This is a genomic window from Vibrio sp. zbq_1 (assembly GCF_043102935.1).
Lineage (GTDB): Bacteria > Pseudomonadota > Gammaproteobacteria > Enterobacterales > Vibrionaceae > Vibrio > Vibrio parahaemolyticus.
In genome coordinates this window covers 398,268-415,033 of sequence record NZ_JBICJH010000041.1, presented here as the reverse complement: position 1 = coordinate 415,033, position 16,766 = coordinate 398,268, and the positions used below count along the sequence as shown (strand labels likewise).

Genomic DNA, 16,766 nt, shown 5'->3' with positions numbered 1-16,766 from the left:
GTTCGCTCTAACGAAATATCAAAAGCATCCACGACTGAGATACCTTTCGAACTCTTCTTTTGAGTAAGCTTTTTGTTTTCACTTCTAGATCGTACTTCAAGTTTTTTCAGGTTTTCATTTAATTGCTTTTCAAGTAGTGCTGCAGCCATTACATCCATTAGTGTCAACCTAATTGTGTCTTTGTTTCAATCTACAACACTTGCGTTTGTTTTCATACGATTACATCAAACAGAAACATAAAAACAAAAATGAGAAGAATAAAAATGATAGATAGTAATTTTATAAGAGTTAGTGAGTTGGCTACGTACTTGAACATAAGCAAAGTAACAGTCTGGCGCTGGAGAAAAGAAGGTCGCCTTCCTGCTGCTCGTGCAATCAGCCCGAAAATTGTGGGCTGGAAACGAGAGACTATTGAACGATGGCTCGAAGAACAAACAACAGAGCTACCGTACTAAGGGGTGTAAGTGAATGAACATACAAACTAACGAACGCACTTACATTACAGACTTACGTACCAAGCTTAAGCAGCAATTTATTCAAGAGATGCATAACGCGAACAAAGATCCCGATAAAGGCATTACCTTCGACGTAATGCTTGACGCTTACGAAGCTGCAAAAGCGGAAGGAAAATGTTTTGAGAACCCAGCCCAATTACAAGCCGCGGTTGGTGGGAGGTATGTAAAAGCTCAAATAGCATTTCAAGTACTCGCTTCTGCTCAACCTAATACGAATCGATATAATCGAGAAGTTCCTCAGTGGTTTTCCAGCCCACTAGAAGCCGCACTAAAACTCGACATAGTGGCATTGTGGCAAGCTGTAGAGAGTGACATTGCTAGTATTGTAGAAAGTCGAGTAAAGATAGCAGAACACTGTTCTGAACAGAAACGACTACAAGCATTACAATCTAGTGAGTTGGTCGAAGAGCTTCAAGACAAACTTGATGAGCTGAAAGAACTACCTGCGCAACTTAGTGAACTAAAGATCGACAATGAGCGCTTAAAAACCGAAGTGAGCAGACTTGAAAACAAAGCCTCAACTTTACAAGCTAGTTCAGACTCTTCATTTGCCTTTCAGCGCGACAATGCTGTGTTGGAAGACAACAATGCGAAGCTTAAATCTGAAAATCAGAATATGAGAAAAGAACTAGAGCGAACTGCTGCTCTCTTACAAGAAACGCTTATCAAAAAAGCCAACTTGGAGGGTCGCTTAGAAGAACGGGGCGAGTTTTCAAAAATTACCAATGAAAACACTCAAGTTAAAAGCTAACTCTACATCACGATGATCCATTCCCACGCGTGGGAATGGATATAAGGGAGGTGCTGAACACCCTGTCTAGCACGAAATTTATTGCACAGAATGCTGTTCAGTGCGAAAGTACGGACCACAAATTAGGAAGCACAGTTACTCGTCGATAATCTTATCTAAAATCTCTTTCTTATACCCTATAATCCGTGCTTCACTCTCCAACTTATCAACTGCGTCGCGTAGATATTGGCTATGTGCGGGAAACCGTTCCATGAGTTCAGTATGCGCCATAATCTGATTGCGAATCTCAATGATCTTGAAATTTAGTTTTTCTGAATATTCTTGTTCGTCAATAAAAAGCGTCAATTCATGGTGTTCACACTCTTCGCTATCAGCTTCTTCAACAACTTTTTCACCTCCAACCGCAACATATCTGGGGTTGTTAACTCTTGCACCACATAGGCGAACGACTTTGCCTTCTGCTTCTAAAATTTCGAGAATGCGATACGATTGATTTCTAAATCGCTCTACCTCGTCTTCAGTGCAATAGTATTCATCCAAAAATGGTTTGAGAATATCTTGATAATCATACAAGCAAAAATATTCTTCATGTCCCAAATACTTAAGACTTTGTATACCAACTTTAAACAACTGCAATGTCCCTACTCGCATTTTGCCATACCTAGCATTCTTTCGATTACGTATAATATATTATACTTGCTTTATTCAGTCAATCTGTTTTCAGATAGTGTATACATATGGAGTGATGTAAACTTGAGTAAGCAAAAACAAAAAAAAGAAATAAAAAATGAATAACTTAGCAAGAGAGATCTCAAAGAACATTGCAGAAAGAAGAAAAATGTGCGGTTTATCAAGTACCGAAGCAAGCTTAAAAGCTGGTTTTAGTAGAAGCTACGTGAGTAAAGTTGAAAAAGACGGTGTTAGGATTACAGTAGAAAAGTTGTACCAACTTGCGAGAGTTCTCGATTGCAACGTTGGTGATTTATTGCCACAAGATAGAAAAGACTTACTAGAAGATGCTTAAGAATTAAGCCGTTCACGAATAACCACACTGCGCATACAGTGTGGATTTTCTATCCGCAGATAATTAACGGCTTAAATGCTAAAGAGAACCATCCCAGAGTTCTCAGATAAAAGGGATACCGATACGCAATCAACCCCATAAGACTCAAACAAGAAATCCCTTGAAGCACAGCTTTCACCAACAATCAAATCAAAACAGTTATTATCTTTCACTAGTTTGATGGAGTAGTTTAGTTTGAGGCTGATTTTCCAAGGCCCTTCATCAACACATCAAACATCAGCCCCGCAAAGCCTTTAGCTACCGCTTCGTTAGACAGAAGTTTCATCGCCATCTCGTTATGAACATCCATACTTTCAATAACGGCATTACTGATTGATTCGGGGAACTGCCCTAGCATCGCTTGTTCTTTGGTGTTGCTGCGAAGCTGATCCATGACCACTTCGTTCTCTGAAATTTTACCTGCAATGGTATTAGCATAATTGAGCATATCATTTTCAGATAATCCATCTTCAATAAACAAATCGTTCATTCTCTCGATGATCTCGTTCAGCAATTCAGTTTTTGGATCTTTAGGTGCAGCACCAGAACCTTCTTTTGCCGCTGGTAGGTAAGGTTTAGGCTCTTCACCTATTTTATTACCTAGTTGCAAATCTGCTTCACGCTGCTCGTGTAAGCGGTAGTGCGTCATTACCACATCGGATAAATCAATTTCATCCTCGACCACATCAAGGCGAAGCAGTGGGTAAAGATGTTTGGCGAAGATACTCAGCTTCTCTAGCTCAAAATCATCAAAATTGACGATCTGAGAGGTAAACTCGTAGAAGCGATAGAAAGACATTAAATCTTTCTTGAACACTTCCAGAATATCTCGTGCTTCTTTGGCGTGTTTGACACTGTTTTCCGCAAACTTGATTTTCTTGTCGTTCTGCTCAATTTTCGCTTTTGACAGTTCCGCTTGTGCGGATTGAAGCACTTGTGTCGCTTCTTTATAACGAACGGAGAAACGATCAACGGCAGGTTTGCACACATTGGCAAGTTTAGCTTGGCTCGCTTGTTTGTTGTTATACGCCTCAACAAATGCATCAACCTCTCGCCACTGGTAAATACCTACCTTATCCAACTTCTTCATCAGCTCATAAACGATGTTTGGATCAGATACACCTGCCAGTTCTGCGGTTTGGAAGTAAACCTTAAACTCTGCCAAAATTTCTTCAGGATCATTCACAAAATCGAGCACAAAGGTTTTGTCCTTGCCTTTGTAGGTACGGTTTAGCCTTGAAAGTGTCTGTATACACTCAACGCCTTTTAATGGCTTATCGACATACATCGCTACTAATTTCGGTTGGTCGAAACCAGTCTGGAATTTATTCGCAACCAACATCACCTGATAATCTGTGGTATCAAATGCTTTACGCATATCACGACCACGCAGATTAGGGTTCATATTAGTTTCTGTGAAAGGATGGTCAGGCAAATCAGGATCATTCACTTCACCTGAAAAGGCCACCATGGCATTGACGTTGGTGTAACCTTTGTCCTGCACGTATTTTTCAAAAGCGAGTTTGTATCGCACTGCTTCTAATCGGCTACTGGTAACAACCATTGCTTTTGCTTCACCGCCCAGCAGATGTTTCACTTTCTCGTTAAAGTGCTCAATGATGGTTTCCACTTTTTGAGCAATGTTGTACGGGTGTAAGCGAACCCATTTCGCCATTTTTGAAGCGGCTTTTTTACTATCCACTTCTTGGTCTAAATCTGGATTTTCGTGGGCTAGTTGGTAAGCAACACGGTAACTGGTGTAGTTTTGCAGAACATCCAGAATAAACCCTTCTTCAATTGCTTGGCGCATTGAATAAACGTGGAATGGTAACGGCTTATTGGTATTGCTCGATGGCTCATCGGTATTTGGTCTGCGACCAAACAGCTCTAATGTTTTCGCCTTGGGTGTAGCGGTAAAAGCAAAGTAGCTGAGTTTGTTTGAGCCTTTACGAGCTTCCAGAGATAAACGCAGCATGTCTTCACTGTCCAGCTCTTCATCACCGTCCAGTTGCTCCGCCATGAGCACTTCACGCAGTTTGCGAGCAGTTGTTCCTGTCTGGCTGGAGTGTGCTTCATCGGCAATTACAGCATAGCTTCGGCCTGCGAGGGTTGAGTCTTTACGGATCGCCTCTAAAACGTGTGGGAAGGTTTGAATTGTCACGATAATGATTGAGGTACTTGCTTTTAGCTCTCCTGCTAATTGGCTAGATTTAGAGCCTTGTGCCTCTTCTCGGTTAACACGAGCAATCATTCCTTCGTTATGGTCAAACTGATAAATCGTGTCTTGCAACTGGCTATCCAGTACCGTTCGGTCAGTGATGACAATGACGGAATCGAAAACCTTATCTCCAGCTTGTTTGTTTAGCTCAGGATGATCGGTGTAGTAATGCTTAGAAGCCAATTGGTGAGATAGCCACGCAATCGAGTTTGATTTACCTGAACCTGCACTGTGTTGAATTAGGTATTTATGACCAGTGCCTTCGCTATCCACCGTTTTAAGCAGTTTAGAAACAACCGCCCATTGATGATAACGAGGGAAAATCATTGTCTCTTTGACTTTGATTGAACCGTCTAACTGCTCTTCATCTTTTACTTCGAGGTGAATGTATCGGCTTAAGATCAGTAGCAAATTATCTTTTTGGAAAATCTCATTCCAGAGGTAAGAGGTCGCATAGCTGCCGTCTTTAGGCACATCATTACCTTTACCACCGTCAGCCGTACCTTGGTCAAAGGGTAAGAAGAATGTCTTTTTACCAGCTAAACGAGTGGTCATTGCGACATTGTATTGGCTCACAGCAAAGTGAACCAATGCACCACGTTTAAAGGTCAATAACGGCTCTGGTTTACGAGTTTTTGGATCTTTTGGCTGCCTGTCCTTCATATATTGGACTTTAGCGTTATCAATCGACTGCTTAAACTCAGATTTCAGCTCACAAGTCGCAACAGGGATACCGTTGACGAAAAGGGTTAAATCTAAACGCCCATCATAGCCATTTGGTGAGTAAACTAGCTCAGGTACAACACGCAGAATGTTTTGCTCATAACGTGCGGTTGCCGTTGGGTTTAGGTCGTGATCAGGTTTGAAGCTACAAAGGTCAAACTTAGCCCCACGATTATTGAGTTTATTTCGTAATACCCAAAGTGTGCCTTCGTTTTTAAGCTCTTGCTCCAATGACTTGAGTAGGGCATCAGCCGTTGCATTTGGGTTACGCTCTGTTGCTGGGAAGTGCTGTGCTAGCTTATCCCATTGCTCAGGCTGAGTTGCTTTGGCAAAAGCGATCACATCTTCAGGGTAAAGTGCCAACTCTTTGTTGTACTTGTTCGACTCGCCCAACAGCCAACCGTGAGACTGCATTTGCTCTAGGATGTCGTTTTGGAATATTTTTTCTTGTGCTGCGTCTGACATTAATTTACTTCCTCCAAACACCAGATTTGCTCTGCAATTTGGCGGTACAAATCTCGTCTAGTTTGAACGTCTGCCATCTTCATTTCAGCGTGCGCTTGGAAAGCCAAGCCATTGTTAGAGATGAGCTTATTGAAGTTTGGGTTATTCTCGTAAGCCAAAGGATGTAGAGACTTTACAAGAAGGTTTTCTTTAATGTAGTGCTCCACTTTTTCTGTATAAGGCTTATCGCTGTATGACTGGTTTGTGCCTCGTGGAAGCAACACTAATGCGCCAATACTATTACGAGCATCATTGAAGTCGTTTAGTTGCTCAAACTCATCACGATGATTATCAAAGTTGTTCGCCCACAAGTGTTCAATCTCATAAGGCTTGCCATTGGTAGCGTGATAATAAGTTGCAAAATCAGTATTTTCGCCAGCTAGACCATCAATATACCCAGACAGGCGAGATAATAGATACTTAACAAATCGACCGTTTTGACCGTGCAAGCGGAACCATTCAAAGCCGCTCCACTGCTCATCCATCTCACTGAGCTTTTTGTCAAAGATCTCAACTAGCTCGCTGTAGTCTTTGTTACGGATCTCTTTCACGAGATTGTACATCGTGTAACGAATTGAACTTGCGGAGAAGTTGCGGAAGTTGACTGACCTACGAACACAGAAGATATCAATGTACTTAGCAACAAGGTTCATCTTTTGATTGGCGAGATCAACGGAGTCTGTTGTTTTAAGTGGAGCAAGCATCAGCGGATAGCTTAATGAGCTAGCGATACCCCACTGATAGATATAGTGGACCGAGTCGAGTTCAGGGGTGAATGTTTCTTCAGCATTACGAAGGCGCTTATACGCATTCACATAGTATCTAAACTCAGTATTAATAAAGGCATCAAACTCATTCTCACCAGCTTTAGCTAGGTTCATTCGAGATAGGTTATCTCTTACCCAGTTATGGAAACGAGTACCGATTTTTTCAAAGTCTTCGTTTAGAGAGCCTGCTTTACTCTGCCTGATTGACTCGGCATATTTTGCTCTGAGCCACGCTTGAATGAAACGTTGGTCTTCTTCTTTATCGAAGACTTTTAGGTCAATAATCGTCTGCTTCCAGAAGTCGTTGGACTGCTTTCTCTTGTTATCATCACGGTATTTCGATAACAAGAAGCCTTTTAACATCTCTGTTGGTGTGAGGTTCAAGCCTCTGTCGTTCATTGTTTCAAAAATGGTGTAAGCATTTTCATCGCTGTAGGCGACAATTTCGACCAAAACAACAAGCCATTTTAGCCAATCAATGAACAGTGGAAGGACGTTTTCATCAATACGATCTACTGGAAATGCATCACAAATATTTTGATAGCGAGCTACCATATTAATGGTTGAAGCATCCGCATCTTCAGGCGGTGTGTATTCACCTTGCTTAAATAAAGCGTCAAGGCAGGCAGTTCGCTCTGGAACGTCAATGTTGAATGACTTTTGCCCAAACTGCTCTGAGAAGATCATTCCTGATATGGCTTCGTTCAAGCCTAGTTCTTTTTGCTGATTGTTAAGATAGATCAGGAACAACGTTAGCGAGGTTAGGCGTTGTTGACCATCAATAATACTACGTCTGTCTGGTCTTTCGCTCAGGACAAATGGACCTAAATAATAACTGTTGTAACCAGCAACATCTTGACGTTGGTGTTCTGGAGCATAGTTATCTAAAAAAGCATTGCACAGGTCTGTAACCAATTGCTCAATGTGGGTTTGCTCCCAGCTATACTCACGTTGATAGTAATCAACGGTGTACTTTTTGTTATCAAGCACTTCTAAAATAGAGCGGTTTTTGGCTTCAATCTTATTTTGGAAATTGCTCATCCTTGAACTCCTTGTGCATCCCAATCACGTACGTCAATCTTTCCTGTCACTGCCGCTGAGATAAGGGCTGTTTTGCGTTCTTTCATTAATTTGATTGCTAGAACAGCATTTTCAATAAGCCGCTTATACTTGCCAGAAACATCATTGACATAATCCAAAATAGCTAATTGTTCTTGGGTAGGCGGCACAGGTGTTCTAATCTTCCCTAGAGTCTCAGTATTCAGATTGTCCATCGTAGAGCCTTTAGATTCTAGGGATAACTCTGCTGTAACACCTTCAGAAGTAATCAATAAGTAAGCATACTCTGGGATTAAACGTTCATTTAGTGTCGCTTTCAAACTACCCGTTCCACACAACCAACCCACTTGATTGCTCTGAACGATAGCACAACGCCCCAACTCCCCCCTTCTAGCAAAAATAATGTCTCCTTTCGATAGCTTGTGTCTACACAGTCTTTCTTGGGTTTCGATATCAACCGTAACCTTCATATCGGGAATTATTTTGCCATCAATCATATGAGCTGGATTTATGAGAGGAATACCACCTTCAACATAGTCTTCTGCGTGTAATTGGCTTCCAAAAGGCCCTGTTTGCATTAAGACTGTATTAATTTTAAGTTGAGCAACAACCCAATGCTCAGGTACATCACCCAACCATTCCACACCCGAATCTTTCATTGGTGCGTCTGGGTTTAAACCTTTGGTCACAGCGTGAGAAATCACCGCTTGACGTTTTTCTTTTAACAGCTCAATCAGTTTTTCTTGCTTGGTGATTAAGGTGTCGATCTTGGCTGTTTCGTGATCGAGAAAGTTGGCGATTTTTTGTTGTTCTTCAAATGAAGGAAAAGCGAAACTTTCGAGTAGATAAGCGTCTGAGTCTAAGTTTTGTATCCCAGTTGTTTGTTTGATTGATGGGAAGTTAACCTTACCAGCATAGAGTTTTGAAAATGCATAACGCAGAAAAGAACTATCAAAGCCTTGTTGAGGTGTCATTTTAGCAACAAAATTAGAGGTCACGGCTGGATACTCTTTGTCAAAAAGAACAACGCAACCGACTAACGTTTTATCACCACCACCACTCTTTTCAATAAGCAGATCTCCCTTTTTCAGTAAGCGAGCAGATCTATCTTTAGGATCAATTGACCTAAATGTTAATTTATCATCACTGATGTTTAATTGGTTTCGGTTGAAATCGGCAACTCTCAAAACAATAAGATCATTTTCGCTATCTGGTTCACTACCCCAGATACCATTTGTTACTCTATCAACGGTACGCTTTAATGAGTGAATAGACCAATCTTGGGGAACTTTACCTAACCACTCTACTCCAGACTCTTTATACTCAGGATATGCTTTATAACGACCTGTCATTATGAATGCACCTCTTGAAGAAGTTGCATAATCTCAGCCGACACCGTATCCAAGTCAGCATCAATCGCTTCTAGTGCTCTTGGTGGTTCATAGACGTAGAAATGGCGGTTGAATGGGATCTCATAACCGACAATACCCACTTCACCATCTTTAGGATCGGTCTTACTTTCATCAATCCACGCATCAGGGACGTGTGGTAGAACTTCACGGGTAAAGTAATCTTCAACAGTCTCAGTCAATGGTACGTTTTCGTTATCACGCAGATCAGGGTTGGCTTCAACTTTACCTCTTGCTTTGCACACTTCGGCTTCGTCATTGTGCTCACCAAGATGTTTCACGATAAGTTTTAGCTGTGCTGCGCTCAATCTGACTTCTGTAAGTTTCGCTTTTAGCTGTGTGAGGAATTTATCACGAGACAGGTATTTCTCTTGATCAAAGGAAGCGAGTGCGTCAAGAATGGCTTGTTGTGTAGTTTCATCCATTTTTGCCCAAGCATTATCGGCTTGTAGAGCTTCAAGGCGGTGCTCGTCTTTCGGGTAAATAGCCAATTTAAGAGGGCGTTCAACGGTAATTCTGCGGTAGCCAAACTCTTTATGATCAAAGATTTTACTAAACTCGTTCTCGGCAAACTGACCGTAAGTTTGAACTATAGTCTCAATCGCTTCAGGGGTGAGTTCTTTACGCTTGCTACCTAGCGATTTACGCATTGCTGCATAGAATACGTGTTCATTATTGCTTTCAATTTCACTACCACCAGTGCGGCCACGACCACCTGTTTTAGCACGCTCTTTTGAGGCGTTAATAAGTTGTACTTTGCCTTTGCGGTTATCTGGCTTGTGAGAAGATAAAATCCACACATAAGTGGCAATGCCTGTGTTGTAGAACATATCGGTAGGCAGAGCTACAATTGCTTCAAGTAGGTCATTTTCCAGAATGTAGCGTCTAATTTCGCTTTCACCACTACCAGCACCGCCAGTAAAGAGTGGTGAACCATTTAAGATAATACCGATTCGTGAACCACCTTCACTTACAGGGCGCATTTTGCTGACTAGGTGCATCAAGAACAGTAGCGAACCGTCAGAAACTCGTGGAAGACCTGCACCAAAGCGACCTTCAAAGCCTTTTTCATTGTGCTCATCATTGATGAACTTTTGGATCTTCTTCCAATCCACACCAAACGGAGGGTTTGACAGCATATAGTCAAACTTCTCGGTGCGAAGTTGGTCATTAGACAAGGTATTACCCAGTTTAATGTTATCGACCTTTTGCCCTTTGATAAGCATATCTGCTTTACAGATTGCGTATGACTCTGGATTTAGTTCCTGACCAAAAGCAGAAAGAGAGGCTTTGTCGTTAAGGTTATGAACGTATTCCATACCTGACGATAAAAATCCGCCTGTCCCAGCGGTAGGGTCATAAATTGAACGCACTAAGCCAGAACTGGTTAGCTCTTCTTCATTTGCGAAGAGTAACGAGGTCGTTAGTTCCACAATGTCTCTTGGGGTGAAGTGCTCACCAGCCGTTTCATTAGAGCTTTCTGCAAAGCGTCTGATTAGCTCTTCAAACACCAAGCCCATACCGTAGTTGCTAATGGTATTAGGGTGAAGATCTGTAGTTGCAAAGCGTTTCGCTACTTTGTAGAGCAGATCCGCTTCTTCTAGTTTGTCGATAGTGTTGAAGAAATCGAAGTGTTCAAAAATCTCACGAGCATTCGGGCTGAATGATTGAATGTAGCTTTCTAGGTTGCTCGCCACACCTGTTTCACCAAGGCGGTTTAAATCCATTTTTGAAGTGTTGTAAAAGCTTAACTGCGCTGCGTGCGTCAGTAGCTTATCTTGTGCCTCGATTGGCATTGCTTTTACAGCTTCGTATTTTGCGAGAACATCTGGTTTTGTCGCTTCAAGCACACACTCTAAGCGTCTTAATAGAGTGAAAGGGAGAATGATACGTCCGTATTGAGATTGCTTGAAATCACCACGAAGAAGGTCAGCCACCGACCATAAGAACGCTGCTGTTGAAGAGAAATTGTTGTTAGTCATTATAATCAGCACATTGAATATGAAAAATTGCGCTGATTATATCGAAAGAGCCTTAGTTAGTCTGTGATTTAATTGAGGTTTAAGTAGATACAATCCCACGCTTTCCTAGCCAAAGCTACACTGCATGCAGTGTAGCCTATCTATTAAGATTGCTTCGCTACTCTGAACTTCATTTTTGCTTATGCCCCCAGATAACTGCCTGAGGTTTATGATTATAAGCCTTACAATGAGGTTTCTACGATATCGATAAACTTCTACCAGTAATGTAAAGATCATCTTCGACGATTGATTTTCTTTTCATAAAGAAAAAGGTTGGCTTTAAGTAAGAGGAGATAGAGGTTTGGACAACGAATCGCTAGTAGATTAGTTCGGAGATACTGCTGAGCTATGCTGTTTTATTGACAAACAAATACTCGGACAACAACATGCAGGGAATCTGTGTAATTTCGACCACTGATAATAACGCAAGGATAACTACGTTTAAAAACCATTGGGTTTCTTTGGGTTACATTAAGCTTCACGCTTACTTGACTAGTTACTTGACTAAAAGTAGCAGAAATGAAAAAGGGCGTAGCAAGTACTAACCTGCTACGCCCCGAAATAAATGGCACGCCCTATTGGATTCGAACCAATGACCACATCCTTAGAAGGGACGTGCTCTATCCAGCTGAGCTAAGGGCGCGCTACAGGGACAGGATTATACGAGTTCAAACGGGTAAATCAACGGGTTTTCATAACATTCTGATCTGAATGCCTAAAAAAAGTCCATTAAAACGCTTAATGTTCAAAAACACCACAAGGCAAACGTTTGCGTATGGATGTTAATTAGAATTTCTGCGACAATGCGCCGCAGATAATTTGCCTTCTTAATTTATAAGGAAAGTCATGACTGCTCAAAATATAGACGGAACTCTCATTTCCCAAACTGTTCGATCCGAAGTTGCAGCACGTGTTAAAGCTCGCGTCGCAGCAGGTTTACGCGCTCCTGGCCTAGCAGTTGTTCTGGTTGGTGAAGACCCAGCATCTCAAGTTTACGTGGGCAGCAAACGCCGCGCGTGTGAAGAAGTTGGCTTTGTATCCAAGTCGTTTGACCTTCCGGCTTCAACATCTGAAGAGGAGCTGCTTGCTCTTATCGATGAGTTGAACAACGACAATGAAATTGACGGCATTTTAGTTCAGTTACCACTTCCTGCTGGTATTGATACCACACACGTTCTAGAGCGTATTCATCCAGAAAAAGACGTTGATGGTTTCCACCCATATAACGTTGGCCGTCTTGCGCAGCGTATTCCTAAGCTTCGTTCTTGTACGCCTAAAGGCATCATTACCCTACTCGACCGTTACAACATCGAGCTTCGTGGTAAACATGCGGTTGTGGTTGGCGCATCAAACATCGTGGGTCGTCCAATGACGCTTGAGCTGCTGCTTGCTGGTTGTACAACAACGACATGCCACCGTTTTACCAAAGATCTAGAAAGCCACGTACGTCAAGCTGACGTTGTTGTGGTCGCGGTAGGTAAGCCAAACTTCATCCCTGGCGAGTGGATTAAAAAAGGCGCAGTGGTTGTCGATGTAGGCATTAACCGTCTTGATTCAGGCAAGCTAGTGGGCGATGTGGAATACGACAAAGCACGCGAAAGCGCGAGCTTCATTACTCCGGTTCCTGGTGGTGTTGGCCCAATGACCGTAGCAAGCTTGATTGAGAACACAATGTTGGCTTGCGAGCAGTTCCATACTGAACAATAACATCAATCTTGAGATACGAAAAAGGCTCCGCAAGGAGCCTTTTTGCTAATTTTAGATATCTATTTCAATTACAGACTTAAAATCACACCCGCAATAGAAGCACTCATTAAGTTCGCCATAACGCCGGCAATAATCGCGCGGAAACCATGCTTAGAAACAAATGCACGCTTCTCTGGTACCAAAGAACCCAATCCGCCGATCAGCATTGCCATACTAGAGATGTTTGCAAAACCACACAGTGCGAAAGTCACGATAGCTTGAGAGTGAGCACTTAGCTGAGATTTCACTTCTGCTAGTTGGATGAAAGCAACAAACTCGTTCACCACAATCTTGTTACCGATAAGCGAGCCCGCCGTAATCGCCTCTTCCCATGGCACACCTAACAACCATGCGACAGGTGCAAATACGTAGCCTAAGATAAGCTCAAAGCTTAGTGGCGTACCAATAAGGTCTCCAACCCAACCTAGCATCCCGTTCAGCAACGCGATTACGCTGATGAACGCTAACAACGTACCACCTACAGACACAGCGATACGAACACCCGCCATTGCGCCATCGGCTAACGCTTCAACCACGTTAGTTGCGCGTGGAATTTCCACTTGGCTAATGTCGATATCTGGTGCTTTGTTCACATCTTCTGGCATGAGAATTTTCGCCATCAACAAGCCTGCGGGCGCAGACATAAAGGCAGCAGCGATAAGGTAGTTAAGATCAACACCCAACGAGGCATAACCTACCAACGTACCACCAGCTACTGATGCCAAACCACCTGTCATTACCGCAAAGAACTGCGAATCAGTCATGTGTTTTAGGTAGGGTTTCACCATAAGTGGCGCTTCGATAGTGCCGACAAAAATGTTTGCCGTTGCAGACAAAGACTCAGCACGACCAATGCCAAGAAGCTTTTGAATACCGCCACCAATGAAGTTGATGACTTTTGGCATCACACCAATGTGATAAAGACCGGAGATAAGAGAGGAGAAGAAAACGATGATACCCAGTACGTTGATCGCAAAGGTGAAGCCCCCTGTCGCCAAATTACCGAATAAAAACGCGATGCCTTCTTGACCGTAGTTGATCAAATTCGACACGACGCTGCTTACTGAATTCAGCGCATCTCGTCCTGCTGGTACATATAAAACCAACAATGCAAACAGCACCTGTAAAGCAAACGCAAACGCCACTGTTCTCAGCTTTATATTTTTTCTATTTGTAGAAAGTAGCCATGCTACGAATAGTATGGCTACGATACCAATAATTGAGTTCATAAAATGAATCCGACAGAAGGGGGATATGGAAGGCACCGGATTGTATAGCGGACTCAAAATGGCGCAAGTTGAGGATGTTAACAGTGTGAAAAGTTCAAGCGAACAATAATCAACCACACAAATAACTAATTGAATTTGCTATAGATAAACGTTTGCTTGTTTTTATTATTTCCATATGGAAAAGATGTTTCTAGATTTGGAAAAATTTTGTGAGACAAATCACCTTATACAACCACTGAATAGTCGAAAAATGTTTTGCTTAGAGAAAATCGACTACAAACACCTCTTGAATGTTATTAACGAATCTACTTGGGAATAGAGATGTAAGGTGCGAGGCGCTGATCCCAGTGACACGGGTTGCCAATTTTCTGTTTAATAAAGTTGATAACGGCTGATATTTTTTTCGGCATGTGCTGACGACTCGGGTACACCGCATAAAATGGCATCGACTGGCTCGCTTTCCAGTCAGGCAATAGTTGAATCAACTTACCCGTTCTGAACTCATCACCAAGCAAATACGTAGCGAGATACGCAATCCCCCATCCAGCAATCGCGGCGTCACGTACGGCTTCTGCTAAATCGACAGAGTAGTTGCCGGAGACTTTTACGTTTAGTTCTTGTTGTCCCTTGGTAAATGCCCATCCTGTGTAATCACGCTCCCAACTGCGATAGATCAAGCAGTTGTGCAAAGACAAGTCGTTCGGCTCAGTCGGAGTATCATACTTAAGCAAATAATCTGGCGATGCTGCCACCACAAACTGGCAGTCTGTCAAACGCTGCGCAATGTAGCCCTCTGGTAGGTGCTCATTGTTTGTTACCCACAGATCGAGCCCTTCCGCCAGCATATCGACCTTGTAGTCAAACAAATGCACTTCCACTTGAAGCTGTGGATACAACTCACGCAGCTCTTGAATCGCAGGAATGATGTGCAGCGTTCCAAATGATTGAGATAACCCGAGACGAACCAGCCCAGCCACTTCATCCCTTTGGCTTTCCATTTCTAACGTCGCACTACTCACCGCCTGCACCACTTGTTCACAATGATGATAAAACGTTTTTCCCGCTTCGGTAGGCGTAAAACTACGCGTGGTGCGTTGAACAAGCTTGATGCCAAGAGATTCCTCTAACTGACTAAGCTGTTTGCTGACGTGAGATACTGACACTCCAAGGCTTTTCGCCGCCGCAGTAAAGTTTTTATGTTTGATCAATGCAGAAAAGATCACCATTTGCGCAGCACGTTCAGATAACACGCAGTACCTCGATAAGAATGTGGAAAAAACAAAGGGCTCCGAAGAGCCCCTATAAAACAGTATTTACTAACGAACTAGAATGAAATGCGATCAGCAAGATGGCTGACGGCAAGCGCGAAGTAGTAAGAGCGGTTCCACTTCATCAGTACGTTATAGTTATTGTAAACCAGATAAGTACGACCGTTTTCATCGTCAGGCATGATAAGCCATGCTTGGATATCTTCATTCAGTTTAGGTAATGGACTGCCATCGTACTTCGTGATGCCAAGTTTACTCCACTCCTGAAGATATTTGCCTTTTTCTGCCCCGCGTCCTTCTAGACTACGATCAATCCCTTTCGGCACCTTCACTTGGCGCCCCCAAGTAAACTTATCGTCCCAGCCAGACTCGCTCAAGTAGTTAGCGGTAGATGCAAACACATCCGCTTCTGATTGCCAGATGTCTTTTTTTCCGTCTCCGTTACCATCGGCGGCAAAACGTAGGAAAGAGCTTGGCATAAATTGACACTGTCCCATCGCACCAGCCCAAGAACCTTTAAAATTATCTAGCTCGATATGGCCTTGATCAAGGATTTGCAGCGCCGCCATGGTCTCTTTGCGGAAAAATTCTTCACGACGACCTTCAAATGCCATCGTCGACAACGCATCAATTACGCGGAAGTTACCTGTAAACTTGCCAAAGTTACTTTCTACACCCCAGAGCGCAACAATAAAGCGAGGTTGCACGCCGTATTGATCGCCTATGCGCTTAAGCTCCGCATAGTGCTCTTTGTATAGTGCTTTGGCTTGCTTTACTTTCCACTCAGGGACTGCACGAGGAATGTATTCATCCAACGTCAGTTTTTTCTCTGGTTGGTTGCGATCTGCTGTTACTGCTCTCGGCTTGTATTCAACATTTGCGAAAGCGGCACTGATTACCTGCTCTGAGATACCTTGGTTACGCGCTTCTGCACGCAATTTATCTAAGTATTCTTCAAAACCCTCGCTACTTGCAAAGGCTGAGGTACATACGCCAACGCTAAGCATTGTAGCCAGTATTTTTTTCATATTGCCCTCCTTGAGCAAGGCAGAAGTCTCAGAAAGAAGCCGAGTTACTGTTCGTTCTTTTGCTGAGCTTTTTGTTCTTTGTACTTTTCTAATAGGTTTTCCGGCGGTGGAGGAACCTGCAGAAAGAAGCCATCATTTTGTAATGAAGCCTTCACTTTTTCGATATCTACTTGTGCCAATTTACGACCATCCAGTTTAATCGTCATGACAGGAATAGGCTTACCGAACATCTGCATTAAGGTGTCAGGAACCTGTGAAAAATCATCCTTTTTCGGGATATAGAGATAAGTACCTTCTTTTTTCGAGCTTTTATAAATAGAACAAAGCATGACACGCCTTTTATGCTGATTTACCCGCTTTGAATGCGGATTGAGTTGAAAACGTAAAATTCTCGCAAACTTAATTGCAAATTTGAGATTAATTCGCCTATTTGCCTGCTAGAGAACTTGCTGCGTCAAAGGATGA

The 16,766-nt window shown here is 42.7% G+C and carries 13 protein-coding genes and 1 tRNA gene; 4 read left to right on the top strand and 10 right to left on the bottom strand.

What is annotated here, in order from left to right; all coding sequences use genetic code 11:
- The first annotated feature begins 248 nt into the window (after window positions 1-248).
- Window positions 249-455 carry a helix-turn-helix domain-containing protein gene (locus ACF8CV_RS19760; RefSeq protein ID WP_332215190.1) on the top strand — a complete coding sequence of 69 codons (207 nt, stop codon included), beginning with the start codon at window positions 249-251 and terminating at the stop codon, window positions 453-455.
- Between the two features lie 13 nt (window positions 456-468).
- Window positions 469-1,266, top strand: a complete 798-nt coding sequence (locus ACF8CV_RS19755) for a DNA repair protein (protein WP_273992122.1) — start codon at window positions 469-471, stop codon at window positions 1,264-1,266.
- A 135-nt stretch (window positions 1,267-1,401) separates the two neighbouring features.
- Here the strand turns inward: ACF8CV_RS19755 and ACF8CV_RS19750 are convergent, their stop codons facing one another.
- Window positions 1,402-1,917, bottom strand: a complete 516-nt coding sequence (locus tag ACF8CV_RS19750; RefSeq protein ID WP_273992121.1) for a DNA repair protein — start codon at window positions 1,915-1,917, stop codon at window positions 1,402-1,404.
- 136 nt (window positions 1,918-2,053) lie between these two features.
- Here ACF8CV_RS19750 and ACF8CV_RS19745 point away from each other — a divergent pair, with 136 nt between their 5' ends.
- The gene (locus ACF8CV_RS19745; RefSeq protein ID WP_031777668.1) at window positions 2,054-2,290 is read left to right on the top strand and encodes a helix-turn-helix domain-containing protein; all 237 of its coding nucleotides are present in this window, start codon (window positions 2,054-2,056) and stop codon (window positions 2,288-2,290) included.
- A 229-nt stretch (window positions 2,291-2,519) separates the two neighbouring features.
- On the opposite strand, the gene ACF8CV_RS19740 is transcribed toward ACF8CV_RS19745, so the two are convergent.
- The 5 genes from ACF8CV_RS19740 to ACF8CV_RS19720 all read right to left on the bottom strand — a co-directional run bounded on the left by ACF8CV_RS19740 (window position 2,520) and on the right by ACF8CV_RS19720 (window position 11,673).
- Window positions 2,520-5,735, bottom strand: coding sequence for a type I restriction endonuclease subunit R (locus ACF8CV_RS19740; protein ID WP_273992120.1), 3,216 nt, complete (start codon window positions 5,733-5,735; stop codon window positions 2,520-2,522).
- Complete coding sequence (locus tag ACF8CV_RS19735) at window positions 5,735-7,582, bottom strand: DUF262 domain-containing protein (protein ID WP_273992119.1); 1,848 nt, start codon at window positions 7,580-7,582, stop codon at window positions 5,735-5,737. The genes ACF8CV_RS19740 and ACF8CV_RS19735 overlap by 1 nt, the downstream gene beginning before the upstream one ends.
- Window positions 7,579-8,952, bottom strand: a complete 1,374-nt coding sequence (locus ACF8CV_RS19730; RefSeq protein WP_274020876.1) for a restriction endonuclease subunit S — start codon at window positions 8,950-8,952, stop codon at window positions 7,579-7,581. Before ACF8CV_RS19730 ends, ACF8CV_RS19735 begins: the two co-directional genes overlap by 4 nt.
- Window positions 8,952-10,991: a class I SAM-dependent DNA methyltransferase gene (locus ACF8CV_RS19725; RefSeq protein ID WP_273992116.1), complete on the bottom strand. Its 2,040-nt coding sequence runs from the start codon at window positions 10,989-10,991 to the stop codon at window positions 8,952-8,954. The genes ACF8CV_RS19730 and ACF8CV_RS19725 overlap by 1 nt, the downstream gene beginning before the upstream one ends.
- A 605-nt stretch (window positions 10,992-11,596) precedes the next feature.
- A tRNA-Arg gene (locus ACF8CV_RS19720) sits at window positions 11,597-11,673 on the bottom strand.
- A 203-nt stretch (window positions 11,674-11,876) separates the two neighbouring features.
- Between ACF8CV_RS19720 and folD the strand changes: the two genes are divergently transcribed.
- Window positions 11,877-12,737 (top strand): bifunctional methylenetetrahydrofolate dehydrogenase/methenyltetrahydrofolate cyclohydrolase FolD, encoded by an 861-nt coding sequence (gene folD, locus ACF8CV_RS19715; protein WP_005460545.1) that lies wholly within the window; start codon window positions 11,877-11,879, stop codon window positions 12,735-12,737.
- Between the two features lie 68 nt (window positions 12,738-12,805).
- Here the strand turns inward: folD and ACF8CV_RS19710 are convergent, their stop codons facing one another.
- From ACF8CV_RS19710 to ACF8CV_RS19695, 4 genes are all read right to left on the bottom strand, one after another.
- Window positions 12,806-14,005 (bottom strand): NupC/NupG family nucleoside CNT transporter, encoded by a 1,200-nt coding sequence (locus ACF8CV_RS19710; RefSeq protein WP_005479028.1) that lies wholly within the window; start codon window positions 14,003-14,005, stop codon window positions 12,806-12,808.
- 305 nt (window positions 14,006-14,310) lie between these two features.
- The gene (locus ACF8CV_RS19705) at window positions 14,311-15,255 is read right to left on the bottom strand and encodes a LysR family transcriptional regulator (RefSeq protein ID WP_005460577.1); all 945 of its coding nucleotides are present in this window, start codon (window positions 15,253-15,255) and stop codon (window positions 14,311-14,313) included.
- 74 nt (window positions 15,256-15,329) lie between these two features.
- Complete coding sequence (locus ACF8CV_RS19700; protein WP_005479026.1) at window positions 15,330-16,301, bottom strand: lytic transglycosylase domain-containing protein; 972 nt, start codon at window positions 16,299-16,301, stop codon at window positions 15,330-15,332.
- Window positions 16,302-16,345: 44 nt separating this feature from the next.
- A complete protein-coding gene (locus ACF8CV_RS19695) occupies window positions 16,346-16,630 on the bottom strand; it encodes a YcgL domain-containing protein (RefSeq protein ID WP_005460544.1) in 285 nt (94 codons plus the stop codon).
- Between the last annotated feature and the right edge of the window lie 136 nt (window positions 16,631-16,766).

Bases quoted from the DNA above. Each gene is read 5' to 3' on its own strand.
- ACF8CV_RS19760 (WP_332215190.1), top strand. From the start codon at position 249: ATGAGAAGAATAAAAATGATAGATAGTAATTTTATAAGAGTTAGTGAG.
- ACF8CV_RS19755 (WP_273992122.1), top strand. From the start codon at position 469: ATGAACATACAAACTAACGAACGCACTTACATTACAGACTTACGTACC.
- ACF8CV_RS19750 (WP_273992121.1), bottom strand. From the start codon at position 1,917: ATGCGAGTAGGGACATTGCAGTTGTTTAAAGTTGGTATACAAAGTCTT.
- ACF8CV_RS19745 (WP_031777668.1), top strand. From the start codon at position 2,054: ATGAATAACTTAGCAAGAGAGATCTCAAAGAACATTGCAGAAAGAAGA.
- ACF8CV_RS19740 (WP_273992120.1), bottom strand. From the start codon at position 5,735: ATGTCAGACGCAGCACAAGAAAAAATATTCCAAAACGACATCCTAGAG.
- ACF8CV_RS19735 (WP_273992119.1), bottom strand. From the start codon at position 7,582: ATGAGCAATTTCCAAAATAAGATTGAAGCCAAAAACCGCTCTATTTTA.
- ACF8CV_RS19730 (WP_274020876.1), bottom strand. From the start codon at position 8,952: ATGACAGGTCGTTATAAAGCATATCCTGAGTATAAAGAGTCTGGAGTA.
- ACF8CV_RS19725 (WP_273992116.1), bottom strand. From the start codon at position 10,991: ATGACTAACAACAATTTCTCTTCAACAGCAGCGTTCTTATGGTCGGTG.
- folD (WP_005460545.1), top strand. From the start codon at position 11,877: ATGACTGCTCAAAATATAGACGGAACTCTCATTTCCCAAACTGTTCGA.
- ACF8CV_RS19710 (WP_005479028.1), bottom strand. From the start codon at position 14,005: ATGAACTCAATTATTGGTATCGTAGCCATACTATTCGTAGCATGGCTA.
- ACF8CV_RS19700 (WP_005479026.1), bottom strand. From the start codon at position 16,301: ATGAAAAAAATACTGGCTACAATGCTTAGCGTTGGCGTATGTACCTCA.
- ACF8CV_RS19695 (WP_005460544.1), bottom strand. From the start codon at position 16,630: ATGCTTTGTTCTATTTATAAAAGCTCGAAAAAAGAAGGTACTTATCTC.